This is a genomic window from Bacteroides caecigallinarum, assembly GCF_021531075.1.
Classification (GTDB): domain Bacteria; phylum Bacteroidota; class Bacteroidia; order Bacteroidales; family Bacteroidaceae; genus Phocaeicola; species Phocaeicola caecigallinarum_B.
Window position 1 is genome coordinate 1 of record NZ_JADYTJ010000019.1, and the last position, 22,445, is coordinate 22,445.

16 protein-coding genes and 2 pseudogenes are annotated in these 22,445 nt (G+C 44.4%); 16 read left to right on the top strand and 2 right to left on the bottom strand.

Annotated elements, in window-relative coordinates; all coding sequences use genetic code 11:
• Positions 1 to 354: 354 nt before the first annotated feature.
• From I6E11_RS06875 to I6E11_RS06905, 7 genes and pseudogenes are all read left to right on the top strand, one after another.
• Positions 355 to 1,803 carry a TolC family protein gene (locus I6E11_RS06875; protein WP_262911684.1) on the top strand — a complete coding sequence of 483 codons (1,449 nt, stop codon included), beginning with the start codon at positions 355 to 357 and terminating at the stop codon, positions 1,801 to 1,803.
• 21 nt (positions 1,804 to 1,824) lie between these two features.
• A complete protein-coding gene (locus I6E11_RS06880; RefSeq protein WP_235337272.1) occupies positions 1,825 to 3,072 on the top strand; it encodes an efflux RND transporter periplasmic adaptor subunit in 1,248 nt (415 codons plus the stop codon).
• Between the two features lie 52 nt (positions 3,073 to 3,124).
• Positions 3,125 to 5,047 (top strand): ABC transporter permease, encoded by a 1,923-nt coding sequence (locus I6E11_RS06885; RefSeq protein ID WP_235337273.1) that lies wholly within the window; start codon positions 3,125 to 3,127, stop codon positions 5,045 to 5,047.
• A gap of 237 nt (positions 5,048 to 5,284) precedes the next feature.
• Positions 5,285 to 6,514 (top strand): annotated as a pseudogene (locus I6E11_RS06890) (tyrosine-type recombinase/integrase).
• Positions 6,515 to 6,537: 23 nt separating this feature from the next.
• Positions 6,538 to 7,735: pseudogene (locus tag I6E11_RS06895) on the top strand (site-specific integrase).
• Between the two features lie 147 nt (positions 7,736 to 7,882).
• A complete protein-coding gene (locus tag I6E11_RS06900; protein ID WP_235337274.1) occupies positions 7,883 to 9,322 on the top strand; it encodes an IS4 family transposase in 1,440 nt (479 codons plus the stop codon).
• Positions 9,323 to 9,366: 44 nt separating this feature from the next.
• A complete protein-coding gene (locus tag I6E11_RS06905) occupies positions 9,367 to 9,741 on the top strand; it encodes a virulence RhuM family protein (RefSeq protein WP_235337275.1) in 375 nt (124 codons plus the stop codon).
• A gap of 100 nt (positions 9,742 to 9,841) precedes the next feature.
• Here I6E11_RS06905 and I6E11_RS06910 read toward each other — a convergent pair whose 3' ends face one another.
• Both I6E11_RS06910 and I6E11_RS06915 read right to left on the bottom strand, forming a co-directional pair.
• The gene (locus I6E11_RS06910; protein WP_204434818.1) at positions 9,842 to 10,135 is read right to left on the bottom strand and encodes a helix-turn-helix domain-containing protein; all 294 of its coding nucleotides are present in this window, start codon (positions 10,133 to 10,135) and stop codon (positions 9,842 to 9,844) included.
• Between the two features lie 31 nt (positions 10,136 to 10,166).
• Positions 10,167 to 10,463 carry a helix-turn-helix domain-containing protein gene (locus I6E11_RS06915; protein WP_235337276.1) on the bottom strand — a complete coding sequence of 99 codons (297 nt, stop codon included), beginning with the start codon at positions 10,461 to 10,463 and terminating at the stop codon, positions 10,167 to 10,169.
• Between the two features lie 509 nt (positions 10,464 to 10,972).
• Between I6E11_RS06915 and I6E11_RS06920 the strand changes: the two genes are divergently transcribed.
• From I6E11_RS06920 to I6E11_RS06955, 9 genes are all read left to right on the top strand, one after another.
• Positions 10,973 to 11,584: a TetR/AcrR family transcriptional regulator gene (locus I6E11_RS06920; protein WP_141427651.1), complete on the top strand. Its 612-nt coding sequence runs from the start codon at positions 10,973 to 10,975 to the stop codon at positions 11,582 to 11,584.
• A 126-nt stretch (positions 11,585 to 11,710) separates the two neighbouring features.
• Entirely contained in the window at positions 11,711 to 12,532 is an 822-nt protein-coding gene (locus tag I6E11_RS06925) for a class I SAM-dependent methyltransferase (RefSeq protein WP_235337277.1), read from the top strand.
• Positions 12,533 to 12,542: 10 nt separating this feature from the next.
• Positions 12,543 to 14,345 carry an ABC transporter ATP-binding protein gene (locus tag I6E11_RS06930; RefSeq protein WP_235337315.1) on the top strand — a complete coding sequence of 601 codons (1,803 nt, stop codon included), beginning with the start codon at positions 12,543 to 12,545 and terminating at the stop codon, positions 14,343 to 14,345.
• A 7-nt stretch (positions 14,346 to 14,352) separates the two neighbouring features.
• Entirely contained in the window at positions 14,353 to 14,973 is a 621-nt protein-coding gene (locus tag I6E11_RS06935; protein ID WP_204404243.1) for a class I SAM-dependent methyltransferase, read from the top strand.
• Positions 14,974 to 14,981: 8 nt separating this feature from the next.
• Entirely contained in the window at positions 14,982 to 16,712 is a 1,731-nt protein-coding gene (locus tag I6E11_RS06940) for an ABC transporter ATP-binding protein (RefSeq protein ID WP_235337279.1), read from the top strand.
• Positions 16,713 to 16,819: 107 nt separating this feature from the next.
• Positions 16,820 to 16,954 carry a hypothetical protein gene (locus I6E11_RS15055; RefSeq protein WP_262911683.1) on the top strand — a complete coding sequence of 45 codons (135 nt, stop codon included), beginning with the start codon at positions 16,820 to 16,822 and terminating at the stop codon, positions 16,952 to 16,954.
• A gap of 547 nt (positions 16,955 to 17,501) precedes the next feature.
• Positions 17,502 to 18,005, top strand: coding sequence for an ABC transporter permease (locus tag I6E11_RS06945; RefSeq protein ID WP_235337281.1), 504 nt, complete (start codon positions 17,502 to 17,504; stop codon positions 18,003 to 18,005).
• Between the two features lie 210 nt (positions 18,006 to 18,215).
• On the top strand, positions 18,216 to 19,769 hold the full coding sequence (locus I6E11_RS06950) for an ATP-binding protein (protein ID WP_235337282.1): 1,554 nt from the start codon (positions 18,216 to 18,218) through the stop codon (positions 19,767 to 19,769).
• 222 nt (positions 19,770 to 19,991) lie between these two features.
• Positions 19,992 to 22,391: an ABC transporter permease gene (locus I6E11_RS06955; protein ID WP_235337284.1), complete on the top strand. Its 2,400-nt coding sequence runs from the start codon at positions 19,992 to 19,994 to the stop codon at positions 22,389 to 22,391.
• Positions 22,392 to 22,445: the final 54 nt, after the last annotated feature.

A 22,445-nucleotide genomic window follows, 5' to 3' on the forward strand; every position in this document is an offset into this window, starting at 1 on the left:
CCATATTGTCAAGAGGGCTTCGCACCAAACAATTACTCGTAAAGCACGCCTCTTTAGGCTACTGTTGACGGAACAACAGGTTCAGACATCATGCTGAACAATTACTTGTACGACTTCTTGTCGCACCGTGTTTTTGCAAATATAATACTTTAAACAATGTGTTGTATGTGCGTTATCGCACGTTTTTTGTGCGTATACGCACGATATTGTTAACGGTCTATTTCTTTTAAATATCTGAATAATAATGATATAGCATAATGGCATAGTTTTTGATTTTAATATAGCGGATAAATTATTTTCATTTAACTTCATTGACTTACAGTTGCTGTGAAACGAATAAGAATATTTCTGATTTTGGTTTTAACAGTTTGTACCGCAGTCATTGTTTATGCAGGTGATGCAAACAGGAAACTTACGCTCACTCTTGAGGATGCCATATCGCTGGCACACGATAATTCTCCGGAGGTGCAGGCTGCAAGGCATACATACCGTGCCGCCTATTGGAATTACCGTTCATTCCGTGCCAACTATCTGCCATCGGTCAGTCTGATTTCCAATCCATACCTTAACAGGCAGATTAACAAGATTACCCAGCCGGACGGTACAGAGCAGTTCATCCGTCAGAATAAATTGAGTACCGACCTGGGATTGCAGATTAGCCAGAATGTATCTTTCACTGGTGGAAATTTTTTCGTACAGACTTCTACACAGAGGATTGACGAGTTTGGAAGCAATGGTAGGGCATATAACACCCAACCGTTTTCCATCGGTTACAGCCAGTCGCTCTTCGGATATAACTATCTGAAATGGGACAAGCGCATCGAGCCGGTAAGATATCGTGAGGCATGCAAGACTTATGCAGAGACTATGGAACTTATCGCATCAAGAACCTGTCAGCTTTTCTATGCCCTTGCTTCGGCACAGACCAATCTTAATATAGCACGTTCCAATTATGCTTCTGCCGATACATTGTACAGATATGCGCGCGGGAGATATAACATAGGCAGTATCACCGAAAATGAGATGCTTCAACTGGAAGTGAACAAACTGAATGAGGAAACAAACATGATGAATGCCGGAATAGAGGTTGAAAATGCCATGCTTACGTTGCGTTCTTTTCTTGGTATAAATGATGATGCGGAAATAGAAGTAGTTCCTGCCGACAGCATATACTATTTTGATGTACCGCTTGATGAGGCTCTCAGACAGGCATACGAGAACAGTCCGGACATAGACTTGTATAAAAGGCAGAAACTTGAAAGCCGCAGTCAGCTTGCATCTGCAAAGGCGTCAAGAGGATTAAAGGCAGATTTGTATCTGCAGTTCGGTCTGTCGCAGACGGCAGATATTTTTAAGGATTCTTATAGTAACCCGCTCGACCAGCAGTATGTGAGTCTTTCCATTGCAATACCGATATTGGACTGGGGACGAGGAAAGGGAAAAGTGAAAGTGGCAAAATCGAATGTAGAACTGGTGGAGACACAGGTGGCTCAGGCCATGACGGACTTCGAACTGAATGTCAGGAAGATGGTACGCCAGTTCAATCTTCAGTCGCAGCAGGTGACTGTGGCACGAAAGACAGAACGGACTGCCACTAAACGCTACGAAGTAGCTCTCAAACTTTATCTTATGGGTAAATCCTCAGTCTTGGACCTAAATGCTGCGACAACAGAAAAGGACTCTGCACTTCGGAACTACATATCAGCCATGCAGACATACTGGACTCTATACTACGGGCTGCGCAGTATAACACAGTATGATTTTATGAATAAATGCCCGATATGGCATAATCTTGAATTCTGACGGTAAAAAAACATTACACTTATGGATATAAAGCTAAAGAAGAAACCCTGGTACATACGCTACAAGTACAGGATTGCAGGCGGGGCAGTAATCCTTGCCGGGATAGTTTATGTGATAGTTCTTGCGTCCGGTCCCCGCCGGTTGCGGATAGACATCGACAAGATACAGACGTCGGAAGTCACTGATTCGGATTTTATGGAGTACGTTGATGTAGAAGGCATAGTACAGCCTATTATGACAATACTGGTTAACACCCGTGAGGCCGGGAATGTGAGCAGCATCGTAGCCGAAGAGGGTAGACTGATGAAGAAAGGAGATACGATACTGATACTTTCCAATCCGAATCTGATGAGAGATATCGACGACCAGCGAGATGATTGGGAAAAACAGATGATGTCTTATCGTGAGAAGGAGCTTGAGATGGAGCAGAAAACTCTTGTCCTGAAACAGCAGACACTGGAAGCTGAATATGAACTTAACAAAATCAGAAAAAGTTTCGCCCTCGAAAAAGAAGAATACGAAATGGGAATACGCAGTAAGGCACAGCTTGAAGTGTCGCGCGACGAGTATGAGTATAAGACGGAATCCACACGCCTGAAATTGCGCAGTCTTCGCAGCGATTCTGCCATGACAGTTATCCGAAAAGAGCTTCTGAAGAACGATCACGACAGGGAACTGAAGAAACTGCAGCGTGGTCTGGAAAGGATGAATGACCTGGTGGTACGGGCACCGGTGGACGGACAATTGAGTTTTGTCAGGGTAACTTTGGGTCAGCAGGTGGGAGCAGGCGAGAACATTGCAGAAGTAAAAGTTCTTGACCAGTTTAAGGTACACACTTCGCTAAGCGAGTATTACATCGACAGGATAACAACCGGACTACCGGCTACGGTATCAAATCAGGGAGAGAAATATTCTTTAAAGGTAACCAAGGTAGTTCCTGAAGTTAAGGATCGCACGTTTGATGTCGATTTGGCCTTTACCGGAGATATGCCGGACAATGTCCGTTTGGGTAAAAGTTTCAGAGTACAGATAGAGTTGGGACAGCCGGAGCAGGCAGTTGTAATTTCGCGCGGTAATTTCTACCAGCATACAGGTGGCCGATGGATTTACAAGCTTAGTGAAGACAAGACACGGGCATATAAAGTACCAATAACCATTGGCCGTCAGAATCCGCGGCAATATGAAATAACCGAAGGTTTGCAGCCCGGAGATTGTGTGATTACATCAGGATATGATAACTTTGGCGACGCGGAGGAATTGGTGTTTTAGTTAAAACTACAAAGCGTCTCGGTATTATTTATTTTTAAAAGGAATTTGAAGTATGAAAACTATAATTTATGCTTGGCGTTTTCTGGTACGCCTGAAATCTTACACAATAATAAATCTTATAGGTCTGTCGTTAAGTCTGGCATGCTGTATTATACTATTGCGGTATATTAACAGCGAGCTTTCTGTTGACAGTAACTGTGTGGACAGAAGCTCCGTATATGGAGTCTCAGTTATGTGGGATGGCGATAACCCGGTATTATCCATTGCAGAGATGGATCAGCGTGACAGTATGTACATTGACAGTAGATATATTATCGCACGTGCCCGGCTCACCCTTCTCGAACAGGACTATGTAGAGTATGGGGGCGAGCGCTATATCATGAACGGAATTGTGGCGGATAATGAATTCTTTAAAATCTTCAGATACGAGCCTGCCCAAGGATACCTCTCACTTGATGCACCCGATGCCGCATTGCTTACGGAAGAGTTTGCGGCAAGGATATTTGGCAATGAGAACCCTATAGGCCGAAAGCTTAGATATGCCAATGGTAAGGATGTGGTGGTTTCCGGTGTATTGAGGCTGCCCGATTGCAAGAGGACTCTTGATTTCGACATCGTGTTGTCGTATGCCATGTCCAACGCGTGGGAGCATATGCCAATGGAGTTCGTCCATATAGAGTCGGAGGCGGCTGTCGAGACGGCAAATGCGATGGGACGTGTTTCGCGCTATATCAATCCGCACGCCTTGCAGTATGACACACGCAAATATACATTCTCACTCATTCCTGTAAAGGAAATTTACTGGTCGCAGGCTTTGATGTATAACTCCGCGCCCTATTCGGGAAACAGCGGTAACCGGATGCAGCTGTACGTATTCATCGGAATGTGCGTTATGATATTCTTAGCAGGAGTGATAAACTTTGTAAATCTCTATATGGTGGTGATGGTGAAGCGCGGGCGTCTGCATACACTGCGTAAAGTGTTCGGAGCATCTGCGAAAACACTTTTTATGCAGATATATGTAGAAAATGCCTTACTCATTATTCTTTCTATGTTTGTGGCATGGCTTCTGATAGAGGTGACACAAAGCTTTGTAAACGGCATTTTCGGGACAGCTTTGTCGTATAGCTGGTTCGATTTATGGATATCTTTAGCTTTCCTCATACTTTTGCCTCTGTCTGTGACGTCATATTTCTATTACCGATGCCGGAAGATGATGCCCGCACTTTCGTTGCGTACATTGGGAAATACATTTACCGGTTCGATGAATTCGCGTATGACATTCCTTTTTGTACAGTATCTTCTCACATTCATACTGATAATGTTGGCATTCTATTTCAACAGCCAGCTCCGCTTTATGCTGAATACTCCTCCCGGATTCGAAACAAAAGACATAATACATGCCAAACTTGTTTACGAGTCGAGAGACTATAGTTCTTATTCACCGGAGAATATTCAGTTACGTCTGCAGCACGTTAAGGCGATAGACAAAGCCTTGAATGAATGTCCTGATATACGCTCGTGGACTGCGTCGCCATACTATATCGTAGGATTTACATATTATATGACATTTACTGATAACAAGAACCGGACAGTATCGGCTGTGCCCTATATGGTGACACCTCAGTTCTTTGATATATACAGGCTGAAATTTATCGAGGGAGGATTGCCCGAAAATATTGACGGGCAGGTATGTCTGCTTACACAGTCGGCAATGAAAGCTTTCGGATATACTTCGACAGATGGAGCCACTGTATTCTGTAATCTCATCAATGACACTCCTATACCTGTTGTCGGTGTGGTAAATGATTATTATCCGGGGCATATAAGTGGCGGGCCTGCTCCTACGGTGTTCATAATCTCAGATAAGGATCGTGGTGACAGATACGAGATAGCTTGTCGTGAGGGTAGGGCGAGCCAGGTGGAACAGAACCCACAAAGCAGCCGTCAGCAAACAAGTAAAGATAAAACCTAACCCGTTTGAAATGATCGGTTTTTCACTATTCTGCCAAATGCCGGAAACGCAACGGAGTGCGGAATATTGAGCCATTTCAGTTACCAAGCCGTTAGCCGTCAGTTACCGAAGCAAGGACAGGTAACGCACAGAAAATGAAATTGTTGCAAGCCCGTGCCGATTGCGCCGATACGCACCGTTCTGCAAATCAATGGACGCTTACTCATAAGTTAATTTTGCGACAAAAACAGTAAGCGTATGAAAGTAGAAAAATTCAAGGTGCTGCTCTACCTGAAAAAGAGCGGAACGGACAAGTCGGGCAAAGCCCCGATAATGGGAAGGATAACGGTGAACCGCACGATGGCGCAGTTCGGATGCAAGCTGTCATGCAAGCCGGAGTTGTGGAACGCACGGGAAAGCCGTCTGGACGGCAAGAGCCGCGAAGCGGTGGAAACCAACGCTAAACTGGACAAGCTGCTGCTTGCGGTCAATGCGGCGTTTGACACGCTGGTGGAACGTGGGCAGGACTTTGACGCAACGGCGGTCAAGGACTTGTTTCAGGGAAGCATGGACACGCAGATGACCCTGCTGAGAATGACCGACCGCATCTGCGAGGACTTGAAGTCGCGTATCGGCATCGACCGTGCCAAAGGAATCTATCCCGGCTATTACTACATGAGAAGGACATTGGGCTAGTTCATTGAGTGGCAGTTCAAGACGAAGGACATCGCTTTCGGGCAGCTTTCCGAACAGTTCATCCACGATTACCAGAATTATGTCATGGACGTGAAAGGCTTGGCGGTGGATACCGTGCGCCACTATCTTGCTATCTTGAAAAAGGTATGCCGCATCGCCTACAAGGAGGGGTATGCGGAAAGATGCTTCTTTGCAAATTTCACCTTACCGCAAAAGACAGAGCGTACACCGAGGGCGTTGAGCCGTGAGGACTTCGAGAAAATCCGTGACGTGGAGATACCCGCATGGCGCACCACGCATATCCTTGTACGTGACCTTTTCCTGTTTGCCTGCTATACCGGAACCGCCTATGCGGATGCGGTGAGCGTCACCCGTGATAACCTCTACACGGACGATGAGGGCAACCTGTGGCTTAAATACCGCCGCAAGAAGAACGAGCTCCGGGCAAGCGTGAAACTGCTGCCGGAAGCACTCGCCCTGATTGAGAAGTACCATGATGACAACCGCCCGACGCTGTTCCCGATGGTATACCATCCGAACCTCTGCCGGCACATGAAATCCCTTGCCGTCCTCGCAGGGGTAAGCAGCACCTTGTGCTACCATCAGGCACGCCACTCCTTCGCCTCGCTGATTACGCTGGAAGCCGGAGTGCCGATTGAAACCATCAGCCGGATGCTTGGTCACTCCGATATAACCACGACCCAAGTCTATGCCCGTGTCACTCCGAAAAAGCTGTTTGAGGACATGGACAAATACATTGAGGCGACCAAAGACTTGAAACTTGTTTTGTAACCAATTAAAATCAGAATTTCATTATGCGCAGTACATTTTCCATATTACCGTACATCAACCGTAGCAAAGTAAAGGCTGACGGCACGACCGCCGTCCTCTGCCGCATCACCATAGACGGCAAGAGTTCCACAATTACCACCGGTATCTATTGCAGACCGGAGGACTGGAACAGCAGCAAGGGAACCATCCGCACCGTCCGCGAGAACAACCGCTTGCAGGAGTTCAAGAAGTCCGTTTAACTTGCTTATGAGGATTCGTTAAAGAAACAGAACGTGGTGAGTGCGGATATACTGAAGAATACGTTGGCAAGGAAAGCCGTCATCCCCACCAGGCTGTTGCAGATGGGCGAAAGGGAGCTTGAACGGCTGCTTGCCAGCTCAAAGGAGATAAATTCCACATCGACATACAGGAACTCAAAGTATTATCAGAAGTACCTGAAAGATTACCTCACATCAACGGGTAAGGAGGACATCGACTTTACCGACATCACGGAGGAGTTCGGCAGTTCCTACAAGGCTTTCATGAAGCGCAACAAGAATTTCAGCGCACAACAAATCAACAAGTGCCTGTGCTGGCTGAGCAAGCTGGTGTACCTCGCCGTGGACTACGAGATACTCCGTGCCAGCCCGTTGGAGGACATGGAATACGAGAAGAAGCCCGCGCCGAGGCACAGGCACATCAGCCGTGCGGAACTGAAAGCCATCCTTGAAACACCCATGCTCGCCCCGTTGCAGGAACTTGGGCGCAGGGCATTTTTGTTTTCAACGTTTACGGGATTGGCGTATGTGGACATCATGCTGCTCCATCCGCACCATATCGGCACGACGGCGGACGGCAGGCGTTACATCCGCATCAACCGCAAGAAGACCAACGTGGAGGCGTTCATCCCCCTGCACCCGATAGCGGAACAGATACTCGACCTCTACAACACGACCGACGACACGAAGTCCGTGTTTCCGCTTCCAAGCCGTGACGAGATGTGGTTCGAGATACACGAGCTGGGCGTGGCGATAGGACGGAAAGAAAACTTGTCCTACCATAAAAGCCGCCATTCGTTCGGAACTTTCCTGATTTCGGAGGGTACCCATCGAGAGCATTGCCAAGATGATGGGTCACTCAGGTATAAGGACTACCCAGCGGTACGCGGAGGTTACTGACAAGAAGATTTCAAAGGACATGGACAACCTGATGGCGGTCAGAATGATGTACGGAACGGGCTAATGGTACAAAAGACCAGAACTGCCAAAAGAAACAAACATTGATAATAAATTTAAGTTTCGCAAGTAAAAAAATATAGCTTTTAGTTCTGTATGTCACAGAAAATGAGTATCTTTAAGTACCACCTTCAAAGAACTCATACTAAAAGCTATGAACAAAAATACACATATTATTTCAGAACTCAATACGTTCTTCCACAAAAATGATTGCAACAAGGCAATAAACTGTATTATGACAACAATCCGTCATTTCAATCTGCGTTCGTCTTGCATTGGTGTTGAGAAACGGCATAATTGCAAGTTGAGTTGTCTTCAAGTATTGGAACTGCTGCTTGTCTTCCCGTTCTTCATGGTCAAGAACTCTTTCCAATATCACCATTCGGGACTTTCCAAGTTTTTCTCCTGTCAAAAGGATATGTTCTATCGTTTCATGGAGCAGGACAACATTGACTGGCGCAAACTTGTCTATTTGGTGAGTATTCGCCTGTTGAATCGGATTTCATCGAGGAAGGACTCGAAAGAATCCCTCCAATGTCTGATAATCGACGATACCGACCTGCCGAAAACAGGTTTCAAGACGGAAATGATAGGCCGCATCTATTCACACGTTCTTCACAAGAGCGTCTTGGGTTTCAAAGGGCTGTTCCTGTGCCATACGGACGGGAAGACACATACCTTGCTTGACTTCTCGCTTCACGGGGAGGAAGGCAAGAACCCTGAAAAGAAGCAAGGATTGACCGACAAGCAGCGGAAAGCACGCTTCAGCAAGAAACGTGACGGGTATTCCGCAGTCAACACCCGTATAAAGGAATACAGACAAAACAAGATCGACCGTTCCATTGAAATGGTCAGAGAATCCATCAGGAGAGGCATACGCTTTGATTATCTGCTGGTTGACAGTTGGTTTACTTGTGCCGACTTGTTGAATTTCATCTGCTCAAGACATCTGAAATGCCATCTGATAGGCATGATTAAAATGGGCAAGACCCGATACAAGACCAGGTTTGGCAACTTGAACGCATCCGCCATCATTGACAGACTGAAAAAAGAAAAGTCTGTCAGGTACAGCCGCAAGCTGAATTGTCATTACGCTTATATAGATGCTGAATATGCCAACCGGAAAATCCGCATCTTCTTCTGTAAAAGAGGACGGAAAGGAACATGGAACGCATTCCTTTCCACCAATACCGGACTGAACTTTTTTGAAGCATACCGCATCTATTCCATGCGTTGGGCCATTGAAGTCTGCTTCTCTGAGATGAAAGGACTACTCAAACTCGGGAAGTGCCAATGCCTGAACTTCTCTTCGCAGATAGCAAGCATCAGCCTGACCGTGATGCAGTACAATATCCTTTCTTTCATCAAGCGGTTTGAAGCCTATGAAACCATAGGAGGATTGTTCAACCAAACCATTAATGGAACAATGGAACTGTCCGTAACCGAAAGGATTTGGGATTTGATCTTGCAGATTGTGTCTGCCATCGCGGACTTGTTTTCGGCAGATGAAGAAGAAATCATCCGGATGATTGCTAATGATAACCAAAAAATTGCTATCATCAAAAAGCTATGTCCAGAGAAGAAAACGGAATAAAGCTACTTGCGAAACTTAAATAATAAATAATATGAGGCATGACAATGGAACGTGGAATAATCACAATCACAGAAAACGGGGCGGTCACGATGCCGACCGCTCCCGTTTGGATGACACAACAGGAAATGTCCGATGCGTTCAATGTGTTCGGCTGCGACATCCGCAAGACTATACACACTATCTACAAAAACATGGAATTGTTGGAAAGCGAAACAAAGCGGTACATCAAACAGGACAACGGGATAAACTACGATGTTTACAGCCTTGAAATGGTGATAGCCGTTTCCTTCAAGTTGAGAAGTAGGGAGAGCATGGCTTTCAGGCGGTTCATCATGGGCAGGCTGACCATGAACAACAGACAGCCCGTCAACCTTTTCTTTTCGCTCTCCCCGTCACGTGGAAAGAGAGCGGGAAATTGAGCAGACCTCAGACGGCGTATGAGATACCCTCAAACGGCGTGTAAGGCTATCTCTTACGCCGTTTGAGGGTAACACCGTTTTACAGGGGATTTCCGTCAGCCTATCTGAACGCCTCCCGATAATTGGCGGCAAGCATCCGTTCTATGTCCGATTCCTTGTACAGAATCTTGCCGCCCAACTGGTAATAGGCGATTATGCCGTTGTTGCGGTAGTCCTGCAAGGTGCGTCGGCTCACTTTCAGCCGTGCCGACACCTCCTTGTCCGTCAGGAAGCGTTCACCGCCCAATGTCGGACGGCTGTTTGCCATAAAGTTCTCGATACCGTCCAGCAGACGGTCAAGGCTGTCGCCGAACTCGGCGACAAGCGCATGGTTCTTGGTAATCATTTCACTCATTGTTACATTGGATTTAGTGGTACAATAATAATCAAACGGCTTTGTCTGCCAGCTTACGTTCAACGGGCTTGACAATGCGCGACACATCCTCCGGTCGGTAAAACACCTTGTGGTTTATCTGCGAATAGGCCAGTGTGCCGTTGTCACGCAGGGTCTGCAAGGTGCGCGGACTGATGTTTAACTGTTGGCAGACCTCTTGGTTGTCCATCCAGTGGTTTAATGACTTGCTGCCTTGCTTGGCAAGGAGTTCGTTCACACGGTCTGAGAAGCGGCTGAACTTCGCCGCCATTTCCTCAAACGCCTCTTTCTGAAAAATCAATACTTCCATTGTCGATACTGTTTTTAATGTTGATACTCGGTTTTGGACGCAAAATAAATGGGTATCGTGCATCAAACAATAGGTTGGCACAATCGTGGCAGCTTGTGGCAGGGAGTGGCGTTATCCGCCGAACCCGTGACGGCTGTTCCAAGCGTCCGTGATGCAAAGAAAAGCGAAGTCCGGCACAATCCAACCGCTTCGCACCTGCGTGGCAGCATTTGGCATCGGTGTGGTAGCCTGTGGCGTTCTTCAGGTTCAAATAAGCCTGCTAATAAACCTGAGCTTGATGTAGAATGAAGTAAGACTTTATTTTATGGAATAGGATTGATTTGAAGAAACATAAAAGCTAACCCATCAAGGAGAAGTTTTGATGGGGAGCAAGTTTGTGTTTCGGGCATACCGAAACGGTTTGCTCCCCATGTTTTGGAAGACGTAAAATACCTAAAAATAGGTATTGCACGACAATTTCAAGCCTTATACCTTTGCAAAAAATTAAAAACAGACATTGTTCGTTATAAATGCAAGTGCTGAAAGAGGACATAAGGGGTCGGATATTGACGATTGCCAGACAGCAATTCGAGAAGAAAGGCTATTCCAAGACTTCCATGCGCGAAATAGCGGAATTGTCGAGTGTTGGTGTTGGGAATATCTATAACTACTTCACAAGCAAAGATGAATTATTCCGTGAAGTGGTCCGTCCTGTTTTGTGCGCTTTGGAAGCCATGCTGCAAGAACACCACGGCATACGGGGCGAAGATATTATGATGATGCGGTCGGAAAAATACCTGAAATCCTGCATTGACGAATATGTTTCGCTTATAGACAAACACCGTTCGCTAATGGAAATACTGTTGTTCCGTGCGCAAGGTTCTTCATTGGAACGCTTCCGTGAGAATTATACCGACCGTTCCACGGAATTGGTTAAGGCGTGGTTCGCGTCCATGCAGCGGAAACATCCCGAAATCAATACGGCTGTGTCCGATTTTATCATTCATTTGCATACGGTATGGATGTTCACGATGTTCGAGGAACTATTGATGCATTCCGTACCCCGGCAAGAAATGGAGGCTATTTTGCACGATTATATCCTGTTTGAAATCCAAGGTTGGAGGGCTATTATTAAGATATGAACAGACAACGTACATACGAACATTCAACCGCATCAGAACGGTTGGCAAGGAGGAAATCTTCACGGAGGTTTCCTCCTTTTTTTATGAACAATTCTGAATATCGTTCACTATTAAATATCCCAAAATATGAAACAGAAATACGAGTTTAAGAGCATTGTAGCGGAAACATTGCTTATTCCGCTATACATGAGAGCCAAAGAAAGCAGCCGGAATAATCCCATCCTATATGACAAGACTGCGGAATGGCTGGCGGACAGTTTGGAATACGATTATTCCCAGTTCGACGGGGCAAAGTTGAGCGAAGTGGGATGTGTGGTGCGTGGATGGTATTTTGATTGCGCCGTGCGCCGATTTATTAAGACACATTCGCATCCGGTCGTGGTCAATGTGGGATGTGGACTGGATACCCGTTTCCAGCGTATCGGAAGTCAGAAAGCAGTCTTTTATGATTTGGATTTGCCTGAGGTCATTGCTCTACGCCGGGAATTGATACCCGAACAGCCGGACAATGTCTATATTGAAGCGTCTTTGTTGGAGACCGACTGGATGGATGACTTGCGTCGGAAGCATCCCGATGCAGAATTTATCTTCATCGTGGAGGGGGTACTGATGTACTTCTACGAGAAGCAAGTAAAAGCCTTCCTGCATCACGTGGCAAGCCGTTTCGGGGGAGGTGAATTGTGGTTTGACGTGTGCGGCACGATAATGAGCCGACATGGTGTGAAGCCCGATTCGCTCCGCAAGCACGAGGCTCAAATCCGTTCCGGCATAAGCAACGGGCATGTGGTGGAACAATGGGAACCGTCTTTAAAGCTCATTGAACAGGCTAACTACATGAAGTTCTTCCGTTCACGCTGGGGATTTTTCTTTGGGCAGATATTGGGGCGCATCCCTTGGCTTTGCTACAAATTCAGTTCATTGCTCGGATATAAAATCATTTCAAAATAGCGTAATAACAATGGAGAAATCAAAAAAGAAAGAAGGCTTGTCCCGTCTGTTCGAGATAGCGGGACAAAGGAAAGGTCTGCTTATATTAGCAGGTCTGCTGTCGGCTGGCAGCGCGGTGTGTATGCTTGTGCCTTATTGGGCCGTTTATGAAATTTTGAAAGAGTTGCTGTCGAATGGCTCCAATCTTTCCGCTTTGGACGGAACGGACATGATGCGTTGGGGATGGATTGCATTTGGAGGGCTTGTTGGCGGATTGATATTGCTCTATGCCGCCCTAATGTCCTCACATGTGGCTGCATTCCGTATCTTGTATGGGTTGCGTGTCCGTCTGTCTGAACATATCGGCAAACTGTCTTTGGGATATTTGAACAATACCTCTACGGGAGCCATCAAGAAAACAATGGACCAGAATATCGAGAAAATAGAGGGCTTCATCGCCCATACCATTCCGGATTTGGTCAATGTAGTGGCTACGGTGGCGGTCATGCTGGTCATCTTTTTCTCGCTGGATGTGTGGCTGACAGTCGTGTGCCTGGCCGTTGTGGTGCTTAGCTTATTCCTGCAATTTTCCAATTTCATGGGAAAAAGGGCAAGGGAGTTCATGGCCATCTATTACGATGCGCAGGAAAAGATGAGCGCGTCCGCCGTGCAGTATGTACGGGGAATGCCCGTCGTCAAGATTTTCGGGCAGAGCGTCCGTTCGTTCCGTCAGTTCAATGCCGAGATTCAGGCGTACAAGACATTCGCCTTGAAATGCTGTGACACCTACCAGAACGGAATGATTGCCTTTACCGTCTTGCTCAATTCGATGGTGACGTTTATTCTTCCTGTGGGCATCCTGCTGATGCAAGCCAGTCCGCAATCCTTGTCATTGGCGGTAGTATGGCTGTTCTTCATTATCATGGGGCCGGGTATGGCTTCCCCCGTTTATAAACTGACATTCTTGGGAGGTAATACGCGCGACATAGATGAAGGTGTAAACCGTATCGACCGCATACTTGAAAAGAAACCTGTGCCGGAGCCGGTACATCCGCAAGTGCCTGCCGCTTACGATGTGGAATTTCGCCATGTGTTATTCTCCTACGAGAACACAGAACAGGGAACACGGACGGAAGCCCTGCGTGATGTCAGCTTCATTGCACCACAAGGAAAGATAACCGCCCTTGTCGGTCCGTCAGGAAGCGGCAAATCAACGGTTGCCAACCTGATACCCCGGTTCTGGGATGTGGTGCAAGGGAAAATATGTATAGGCGGTGCGGATATACGCCAAATAGCTACCGCAAAACTGATGGATATGGTTTCATTCGTCTTTCAAGACACTTTCCTTTTTTACGACACTCTTTATGAGAACATCGCCGTAGGCTCTCCTGATGCCACGAAAGAAAAGGTGATAGCCGCTGCGAAAGCTGCCCAATGCCACGATTTCATAGAGCGTTTGCCGCAAGGCTACGAAACAAGGATAGGCGATAAAGGTGTATTCCTGTCCGGCGGTGAAGCCCAACGGATATGTGTGGCTCGTGCCATATTGAAGAATGCTCCGATACTGGTGTTGGACGAAGCGACTGCTTTCGCTGACCCTGAAAACGAGCATAAAATGCAGATGGCTTTGCAGTCGCTGATAAAGGACAAGACGGTCATTGTGATTGCCCATCGCCTTTCTTCCATCATTTCTGCGCATCAGATTGTCGTCATGAAAGAAGGAAGCATTGTGCAATGCGGAAAACATGAACAGCTGTCCGTGACGGAGGGTGTATATAAAAATATGTGGGATGCCTATACGAGCGCATACCATTGGACATTGAACAAAAACTAAAAGCAATATGAGAAAGAAGAATTTCTTAAACAAGGTCTTGCAAAACACAAGTTGTCCGCAAGGATTTTGGGGACGGATGATTTTGCGAGGAATGAATTGTTTTCATGCATCCTTAGCTAATCGTGGCATGAAGCAAGTGGAATGGCAGCCGAATTGGAATGTACTTGATATAGGCTGTGGCGGTGGTGCGAATTTGAAACGTTTATTGAATTTATGTCCGAAAGGAAATATCTACGGCATAGACCTGTCAGAAGAAAGTGTTTCATTCGCCCAAAAGTACAACGAAAAAGACTTGAATAAAAGATGTTTCATACAACAAGGGAATGTTTGTTCATTACCTTATGAGGATGGATTCTTTAATGCTATCACGGCTTTTGAAACGGTCTATTTTTGGTCGCCTGTAAACATTGCGTTGTCTGAAGTGGCGCGTGTTCTCCGAGAAGGAGGTTGTTTCCTTATTAGTCTGGAAGCGAGCGACCCCGAACTTGGAAAAATGTGGACGGAACGGATAGACGGTATGGTTGTCTATACTCCGGCAGAATTGGAAGAGCGGTTGCATGAAGCCGGATTTTCATCCATCAGAACAATCCGTAAAAAGGAAGAAATACATATTATAGCATATAAATAAAATAAGATATGAATGCAATAAAGAATATTACAATAGGTCACACGGAAAGACTTTACAAGCCGGTGGGTTACACCATGCTTGCCAACTTAGTGAATATAGTACCGTTTTGTCTTTCTATAGAAGCGATACGTATCATTTTCAGTGCATTTGACGGGAGCGGACAGCCGCTTGACACGACCCGCCTGTGGTGGATATTCGGCATTATGGCTGTTTATATGCTGGTCATGGCTTTGGCAGAACGGGCATCCTACCGAGCCAATTTTAGAGGAGCATACGAAATGAGTGCTTCCGGGCGTTTGTCGCTGGCGGAGCACTTACGGAAACTATCGTTGGGCTTTTTGTCGAAACGTGATCCGGGTGATTTGTCGTCTATGCTTGTTACGGACTTCATGATGGCAGAAACCGGAATTTCGCACCACCTGCCCCAACTTATGGGTGCCATAGTCATGCCCGTACTGGCTTTTGCTTCGCTTGTATGGATAGATTGGAGGATGGCGGTCAGTATGTTTGCGGCCTTGCCGTTTGCCTTGCTCGTCCTGTGGGCAAGCACAAAGGCACAGCGGAAGTTAAGCGGCAGGCAAATTCAAGCAAAAATAAATGCTGGAAATCGGTTGGAAGAATACTTGCAGGGTATTCGTGTAATGAAAGCGTACAATCTGATAGGTGACCGCTTTGTTAGGTTGCGCGATGCTTTTGCGGAACTTCGCCGTGCTTGCATCCGTCAGGAGGCCTTGTTAGGCCCATTCGTCTTGTTGAGCATCACTTTAGTACGTGCCGGGCTGACAATGATGGTGCTATGTGGAACTTACCTTCTGTTGGGAGGGCAACTTTCAATCCTTGTATTCGTGCTATTCCTTGTAGTCGGTTCTCGTGTGTTCGACCCGCTGACTTCCGCCCTGACAAACTTTACCGAGTTCCGCTATTTTTCCATTGCCGGTGGACGCATCCTTTCCTTGATGAACGAGCCGGAGATGAAAGGAGAACGGCAATCCCCGGCAGCAGGCGATATCCGGTTTGAACACGTATCGTTTGCCTATCAAGACAAGGAAGTGTTGCATGATATAAACATTACGCTCCCGAAAAACTCCTTGACGGCTCTTGTCGGACCTTCGGGAAGCGGGAAAAGTACGGTGATGAAGCTTTGCGCCCGTTTCTACGACCCACAGAAAGGATGTATCTTTTTCAATGGTGTTCCGATGAATGAGATAAATCCAGAAAGTCTGATGAGCCACATCTCTATGGTATTTCAGGATGTCTATCTGTTTCAGGACACCATACGCAATAATATCCGCTTTGGTAAAACTGACGCGACGGAAGAAGAAATTATAGCTGCAGCTAAAAAAGCCTGTTGCCATGATTTCATCATGCGGTTGCCCAAAGGATATGACACCTTGGTAGGCGAAGGAGGGTGTACCCTTTCGGGCGGAGAAAAGCAACGCATATCCATAGCCCGTGCCATGCTGAAAGACGCACAAATCATCCTGCTTGACGAAGCGACCGCCTCACTTGACCCCGAAAATGAAGTGGAAGTACAGAAAGCCATAGACACACTCATCAAAGGGCGTACTGTCATCGCCATTGCCCACAGACTTAAAACTATTAAGGGCGCAGACCAAATTATCGTGTTGGATAACGGACGGATAACGGAAAAAGGTACGCATGAAACATTGATGCAGGCTAAAGGGTTGTATGCCCAACTATGGAACATTCAGGAACAAATCTCAGGATGGAAACTGTAAAAAGCGGCATAGAAATCAATAGAGGATGCATCATTTTGACACACCCTCGAACCAATGGTTTGCTAAAACAATGAAGAACAGAACCCGACAACCAAGAAAGTAATTCAATGCAGATAGGAAGCAACATGGTTTCAATGATATGCTGGTTTGCTGTCGTGTTGTTGTGCAGGTTTACAACAGCGAAACTTCAAATAAAGGTATCAGCAATGGATTGTGGCTTTAGAGAGGTGGAGTTTGGATGATATAAATCGGTGGTACAATACATCCGTCTATCAACGTAGTAATGAAGCAACAAAGGAATGGTGCAATAAACAAAAGCGTATAGGTATACACACGCTGGCCTGCAAGCCTGCCTGCGCTCCAACCGGTCTGCCGTCCAGCTTGCCTGCCAACCGGCCTGCCGTCCAGCTTGCCTGCCGACCGGTCTGCCGGCGTGCCTGCCTGCCGGCACACAGACAGGCGAACCTGCCGACAGGCTATTCGCAAATGGGCAGGCTCAAATATGATGTGGAAACGGTATGGAATTAAAAGCAGGACAGTGCGACTGATTTTCATCAGCAAGATGTGCAACAAATATACAATAATGATAAGATGTTTGATTTTCTCTATTTTTCAGAGGAATAGCTTTGGTTATAAGGAAGAAAACACTACTTTTGCAAATGAGAAAAGCGTTCTTTTGATTGATGCAGAACATTGCAGAATAGAGAAGCCCGCTGGTTTCCAAATCGTTACCTGTTAAGCTGACAATCTTTGTAAGTCCCTTGTTTTCAATGAGTAAGGCAAAGTAATATGTCTTACGAAGTGATAGAGTATCTTCGACAGGTCCAGAAAGATGTATATGGAGTAGAATCATTCAAGTATTCCATGCTCTCGGATAAGGTAAAAGATCTGTACAGAAACGATGAGCGACTGGCAAATGTATATCTTCTGTTCTCTGGAATTGCAGTCTTCATAGTATGTCTCGGACTTTTCGGAATTTCATTGTACGATATACGTCGCCGTTATCGTGAAATAGCCATAAGAAAGGTGAACGGAGCAAGAATGAAGGATTTATATCTTCTTTTGGGACGTAAATATATAGCTACGTTTTTACTGGCATTTATAATTGCTACACCGGTTTCGTGGTATATCATAAGCGTGTACTCGGCTAATTTTGTGGTAAAAGCACCGGTTGGTATTTCAGTCTTCTTATTCTCATTTCTCTTGGTGGCTTTCGTATCATTAGCTACGATTGTGTTCCAGCTTAATAAGGCAGTACGCATCAATCCAAGTGATGTGATGAAAAGTGAGTAGCGGAAAAAATAATACCTTTACTCAAGTCTGGAAAAAAGTGTGGGCAAGTTTTACCTTAAATTTGCCCACGTTTTGATTAAAATTTGCCCATGTTTATTTTAAAGTTTCTAACGCTTCTTTTGCTTTAATTTGTCTTATATTCATTTGTCGCTCCACGTTCCATTGTGTATCTTTGTAAAAGTAAGTGCTTTATACAAAAACAGAATTTATATGAACAGATTATATCCCATAGGAATCCAGAACTTCGAGAAACTGCGTAGGGGTGGTTTTGTTTATGTCGACAAGACTGCGCTTATACATCGTCTTGTCTCTACAGGCGTATATTATTTTTTCGCTCGTCCGCGCCGTTTCGGTAAGAGTCTGATGATTTCTACTCTTGAGTCTTATTTTGAGGGTAGGAAAGATTTGTTCGAAGGTCTTGCCATAGAAGGACTGGAGAAAGAGTGGAATGTTCATCCGGTGTTTCACATGGATTTGAACAGCCGCAATTATAAAGATGTTGATGCGCTTTATGGTATTTTCAATCAGCATCTTGAAAAATGGGAAGAAGTTTATGGTGATGAGAAGAAGGACCGTGCTCCTGAAGAGCGTTTTGCATACTTGATAGAAAAGGCTGCAAAACAGACCGGTCGCGGTGTAGTAATCCTGATTGACGAGTACGACAAACCTTTAATCCAATCATTGGATGATGAGGAACTTCAGTCCGAGTACCGGAGTATTCTGAAATCCTTTTACGGTAACTTGAAATCATGCGACAAGTATATCCGCTTTGCTCTCCTTACGGGAGTGACCAGATTCAGCAGGGTAAGCATTTTCAGTGATTTGAATAATCTCCGTGATATAACGATGGAGAATGAGTTTGCATCATTGTGTGGTATCAGCGAAACAGAGTTGATAACTCATTTTGAATCAGATATACGCGAATTGTCGGTAAATATGAATTTGAGTTACGAAGAAACGTGTAGTCTTCTTCAGAAAAAATATGACGGTTATCACTTTACCGGCAATAGCGAAGGAATGTACAATCCCTTCAGTGTATTGAATACATTCGCTTCGATGAAAATAGAAAACTACTGGTTCTCCACCGGTACTCCGACTATACTCGTAAAACTCCTTCAGAAGAACAATTACCTTCTGAGTGACCTGACAGGTAATGCAGAAGCAACAGCCGATGAGCTTACCGGGCTTGAGACAATAAGTACCAATCCTATTCCTTTGTTCTTCCAGAGCGGATATCTTACGATAAAGGAGTATGATGAACGTTTTAAGAATTATATACTTGGTTTTCCTAATGAGGAGGTTGAACAGGGATTCCTTAACTTCCTTATGCCTTGCTATATGAATATGAACGGCAAGAATGCCAGTTTTCATATAATGAACTTTATAAAGGATATCCGAGCAGGAAAGATAGACAGTTTCATGGAGCGTCTTCAAAGTCTCTTTTCTGACACTCCATACGAGTTGATTCGCGACACAGAGCTTCATTACCAGAATGTTCTTTTCATAGTCTCCCGTTTGATGGGTTTCTATACTCATGCCGAGTATCATATATCGCAGGGCAGGATAGACATGGTCGTGAAAACTCCACAGTATATCTATGTAATGGAATTCAAGTTTGAAGGCAGTGCCGAGGATGCCATAGTTCAAATAGAATCCCGAAACTATGCCCTTCCTTTCATGTCTGATGGCCGTAAAGTTTATAAGGTAGGGATTAATTTCAGTTCTGAAACCAGAAATATAGAGAAGTGGATAGTATCCGATTGAGCGATATAATGAATACACTTAGTATCAAACGTGCGTATTTGCAACATGAATGTGCGGATACGCACGTTGTTTTATATTGACGGTTAAGTGCATTGTCTTGATTAATAGGAGATTATGCGTTTGGCATGATTTTTGATTATATTTACTATGAGAACATATTATGAATTTTAGGAATACGTCAGTTTTGTACTGGTGTGTTATTTAAATTAAATGACTTTGGATATGATATTACATTATTTGAAAGTAGCTGTACGCAGCTTGATGAAATTCAAGATGCAGAACATTATAGCCATATTCGGACTGGCTATGTCGTTGTTTTGCTTTAGTGTCTGCCTTTATTGTAGCAGGTATATATTCAGTACTGATGATTGTTTCAGGAATAAGGACAGGATAGTTGAATTATACTTGGAACGTTCAGAGAATAATTTCAGTAGTATGACTTCAGGAAGTTTACCTTCGTTTTTGAGAAACCAAAACTTGAATGCAAAAGCATTTTGTGGAGTTGCAAGAGCGAATGAACGTTCGTATGACATTGAGGTTTCTGGAGGTAAATTATTGCCTTATAATTTGATGTTTATGGAGACTGATTCTTGTTTTAAAGAAGTCTTTACTCCGGAAATATTGCATGGCAGTTGGAAAAATGCAATACAAAGCCCTAATTCAGTAATTCTTTTTGAAAGTACAGCCAGACGCATTTTTGGTTCTGCCGAAAAATCAATAGGTAAACGTATGGTTTTAAACAGACGTTTATATACTTCACCATTCAGTACACCCCGTGAGGGAGGAATAAGTTATGTGATACAGGCGGTAGCCAAAGATTTACCATTAAATAACAGTTTGAACTTTTTGCGTAAAACGGATGCTTTGGTTATTAATGATACAGAAGGACAAGTTAAAGAAACGAACTTTCCTCTTATGGCTGTTCATACATTCGCATTGGTAGAAGATGCCGGTTCGGTACAAAGTTTTATTAAAGAATTAGATGAAAGGAAGCTTGATTTTGAAATCTTTAATGAGAAAAGGGGAGTATCTGGCGGTGTTTTCGGAACTTATTTTTGGAGTAGCAAAGGTATTGCACGATATTTTGCAAATATTACTCTTGTAGCCGGAATATTGGTATTGGTTGTTGGTCTGCTCAATTTCTTTCATTTCATAATTGGCTCTTTCCTTATACGTGCGAAAGAATGTAACATTCGTAGGGTGAACGGTGCAGGATTTAAAGATATGTTTCTGATGTTTTTCGTACAGATAAGTGTTTCTATATTTTTGTCGGCATTCGTTACTTATCTTATCATAGAGCTGCTTTCTCCGTTCCTTAGTCTTACACTGGTACGTTTCAGCATTGTCATAGATCCGTATTTACTGATGTGGCAGACTTTTACTTATCTTATTGGCATCATGGTGTTGTGTATGGTTATATCGTTGTTTGTAATAGTAAAAGTGAGACGGTCGTTTGTCACTCAGAAACTTAACACAGTCACCAGAAGATATGGCAGGCACAGGTTGAGAAATTTATCATTGGGAATGCAGCTGTTTATCAGTCTGATATTTATTTCGCTTGCAACGGCATTGTACATGCAATCTGCAAATACAAACAATTCTGTTTTCGGAACGTTGTCAAAAGCCGATAAAGAACGAATCCTTAGTGTTTCACTCGATTATTCTTTTATGGATAATAACACCAAAAAGGTATTGATAGACAAGTTCAAACTATGTCCGGGTGTGGAAGATATCATTATTTCAGATATTAATTACCTGCAGGGAGTTTCAGGAACAGGCCTTTATCTGACAGAGGAAAGAGAAAATTCTGTCGATGCAAATGTAATGCGTGTATCACCGAGCTTTTTCCGATTTATGAATATAGGCATAATATCCGGTAATGAGCAGAAAACATTGGACGAGATGATAATAGACGAGGTACTTGCCAAACGTATAAACAAGGATATTCAATTAGGGAAAGTTTTGTATGACTATAATAAAGGATATACACTTGTAGGTATATCAGCTCCTTTTGTATCGTCTAATTATTCTGGTAGGGAATTAAACGGTTTTATGTTTGTACCCTCCGATTTTTCTGATTACATAGGACATTGTTATGTTAAATGTTCTACCAATCGTTTGGAAGAAGCGGTTTCGTCAATAAAATCTGTAATGAAGGATGCTTTGCCGGAAAGTATTGAAGTCTCCGTGTCTACAATGATGGATGATATATATGAGGAACATGCTGTTGAATTCAAACTGAGAGGTATTGTACTCTTTATGTCAATAATAGCACTTATCATCTCTGTGCTGGGTATCTATTCAGCTATAACTCTCGACACCGAATACCGCCGTAAGGAAATGGCTATAAGGAAGATAAACGGAGCAGGAGCTCGTCAGATAGTATTGATTTTTGCAAGGCTTTATATAGTGTTGGTTATCGTTACTGTGGCTATAGCATTTCCTATAGTGGAATTCCTGTTACGAATGTTCAGCAATATGTATTATTCTTTTATAGATACAGGTATATTGTTTTACGGAGGAATATTGTTGTTTGTGGTGTTGCTCATTACTATGACAGTTTATGTCCGAATAAAAAATATAGCGAGAATTAATCCTGCTGAGATTATAAAGAGTGAATAGATTGCACATTTTCTCACTTTATACTATCTTTGTAGAAACAAGTGCGATGCCTCA

Excerpts from the sequence above, each read along its gene's own strand:
- I6E11_RS06880 (WP_235337272.1), top strand. The coding sequence starts at position 1,825 with ATGGATATAAAGCTAAAGAAGAAACCCTGGTACATACGCTACAAGTAC.
- I6E11_RS06885 (WP_235337273.1), top strand. The coding sequence starts at position 3,125 with ATGAAAACTATAATTTATGCTTGGCGTTTTCTGGTACGCCTGAAATCT.
- I6E11_RS06900 (WP_235337274.1), top strand. The coding sequence starts at position 7,883 with ATGAACAAAAATACACATATTATTTCAGAACTCAATACGTTCTTCCAC.
- I6E11_RS06905 (WP_235337275.1), top strand. The coding sequence starts at position 9,367 with ATGGAACGTGGAATAATCACAATCACAGAAAACGGGGCGGTCACGATG.
- I6E11_RS06910 (WP_204434818.1), bottom strand. The coding sequence starts at position 10,135 with ATGAGTGAAATGATTACCAAGAACCATGCGCTTGTCGCCGAGTTCGGC.
- I6E11_RS06915 (WP_235337276.1), bottom strand. The coding sequence starts at position 10,463 with ATGGAAGTATTGATTTTTCAGAAAGAGGCGTTTGAGGAAATGGCGGCG.
- I6E11_RS06920 (WP_141427651.1), top strand. The coding sequence starts at position 10,973 with ATGCAAGTGCTGAAAGAGGACATAAGGGGTCGGATATTGACGATTGCC.
- I6E11_RS06925 (WP_235337277.1), top strand. The coding sequence starts at position 11,711 with ATGAAACAGAAATACGAGTTTAAGAGCATTGTAGCGGAAACATTGCTT.
- I6E11_RS06930 (WP_235337315.1), top strand. The coding sequence starts at position 12,543 with ATGGAGAAATCAAAAAAGAAAGAAGGCTTGTCCCGTCTGTTCGAGATA.
- I6E11_RS06935 (WP_204404243.1), top strand. The coding sequence starts at position 14,353 with ATGAGAAAGAAGAATTTCTTAAACAAGGTCTTGCAAAACACAAGTTGT.
- I6E11_RS06940 (WP_235337279.1), top strand. The coding sequence starts at position 14,982 with ATGAATGCAATAAAGAATATTACAATAGGTCACACGGAAAGACTTTAC.
- I6E11_RS15055 (WP_262911683.1), top strand. The coding sequence starts at position 16,820 with ATGCAGATAGGAAGCAACATGGTTTCAATGATATGCTGGTTTGCTGTC.
- I6E11_RS06945 (WP_235337281.1), top strand. The coding sequence starts at position 17,502 with ATGTCTTACGAAGTGATAGAGTATCTTCGACAGGTCCAGAAAGATGTA.
- I6E11_RS06950 (WP_235337282.1), top strand. The coding sequence starts at position 18,216 with ATGAACAGATTATATCCCATAGGAATCCAGAACTTCGAGAAACTGCGT.
- I6E11_RS06955 (WP_235337284.1), top strand. The coding sequence starts at position 19,992 with ATGATATTACATTATTTGAAAGTAGCTGTACGCAGCTTGATGAAATTC.